The sequence below is a fragment of the Stenotrophomonas sp. 2YAF22 genome, assembly GCF_052114665.1.
Classification (GTDB): Bacteria; Pseudomonadota; Gammaproteobacteria; order Xanthomonadales; family Xanthomonadaceae; genus Stenotrophomonas; species Stenotrophomonas indicatrix.
Window position 1 is genome coordinate 1 of sequence record NZ_JBFRFE010000829.1, and the last position, 1,492, is coordinate 1,492.

Consider the following 1,492-nt stretch of genomic DNA (forward strand, 5'->3'; position numbering starts at 1 on the left):
GATCCAGGATCTGCGGGCGTTTTCTTTGTGCGTCGCGTTGACCTGCGGCCGACGATCGCGGTGCTAGGTTCGCAGCATGACCGCCGAGCGGACCCCGCCGATGACCAGTGCGAACAAGGCCACCCTGCTGGCTGCGAATGCTGCGATTTCCGTATTGGATATCGAAGGGTCCCTGCAGCACTGCACCGATGACATCGAGTGGAACGCGATCGGTGACACGGTCATCAGTGGCAAGGCGGCCCTTCGCCAATGGATGAAAGCGAACTACCAGGAACCTCCCGAGTTCACCGTGATCGAACTGGTGGCCGAAGATGACATGGTGGTGGCTGTGGGCACGATCGTGACCACGGACACCGATGGCCGACGGACCACGCGTCTTTACAGCGACGTCTGGCGTTTCCGTGACGGCAGGATGGCTACGCTCCGGGCCTTTGTTGTCGACCCCGGATCAGCTGCCTGATGCAGCCAGCGCCTGCGAAGGTCCGGCCAACGGGCCGCAGCTGGGTATGATCGAGGCATCATGACGCCGCCTGATTCCCCGCAGGACCCGCTGCAGCGCTTCCGTCCGGCGACGCAGGCGTGGTTCCGTGCCGCGTTCGACGCCTCCACGCCGGTGCAGGATCAGGCCTGGTCGTCGATCGGTGCCGGTCAACATACCCTGGTCATCGCGCCAACCGGATCGGGCAAGACACTTGCCGCATTCCTGCATGCCATCGACCAGCTGTTCGCCGAGCGTGATCGGCAAGCGCGTGCAGCGCCGTCGGCCAAGCCGGTGCGGCGCACCCGCGTGCTTTACCTGTCCCCGATCAAGGCGCTGGGCAGCGACGTGCAGCGCAACCTGCAGGTGCCGCTGCAGGGCATCATCGACGAGCGCGCCCGACGCGGCGAGCCGGCGGTGCAGCTGACCGTCGCATTGCGTACCGGCGATACCTCCAGCAGTGAACGTGCAGGCCTGGTGCGGCGGCCGCCGGACATCCTGATCACTACGCCCGAGTCGCTGTACCTGATGTTGACCTCGCAGGCACGCGAGATCCTGCGCGATGTGCATACCGTCATTCTCGATGAAATCCATGCAGTGGCCGGTGGCAAACGCGGTTCGCATCTGGCGCTGAGCCTGGAACGGCTGGATGCGCTGCTGCACGAGCCGGCGCAGCGCATCGGCCTGTCGGCCACGGTGCGGCCGGTCGACGAGGTGGCGGCGTTCCTGGGCGGCGACCGCCCGGTGAGCGTGGTCCAACCCGGCTCGGCGCGGCAGCTGCAGATGCGCATCGTAGTGCCGGTGGAAGACATGTCCAGCCTGACTACGCAGGGCACGCCCGGGGAGCGCGACGGCGGCGCGCGGATCGGCTCGATCTGGCCGCACGTGGAGGCAAGCATTCTCGACAATGTGCTGCGCCATCGCTCGACGATTGTCTTTGCCAATTCGCGTGGCGTAGCCGAAAAGCTGACCGCGCGCCTGAACGAGCTGCACGCCGGACGCAGTGGCGAAGAC

2 protein-coding genes are annotated in these 1,492 nt (G+C 66.1%); both read left to right on the plus strand.

All coding sequences use genetic code 11. The features are described 5' to 3' along the window. The first annotated feature begins 76 nt into the window (after positions 1–76). On the plus strand, positions 77–460 hold the full coding sequence (locus tag AB4Y84_RS21515; RefSeq protein ID WP_442244580.1) for a nuclear transport factor 2 family protein: 384 nt from the start codon (positions 77–79) through the stop codon (positions 458–460). A gap of 60 nt (positions 461–520) precedes the next feature. Next, positions 521–1,492, plus strand: a 972-nt coding sequence (locus AB4Y84_RS21520) for a DEAD/DEAH box helicase (protein WP_442250913.1), incomplete at its 3' end; no start/stop codon positions are given.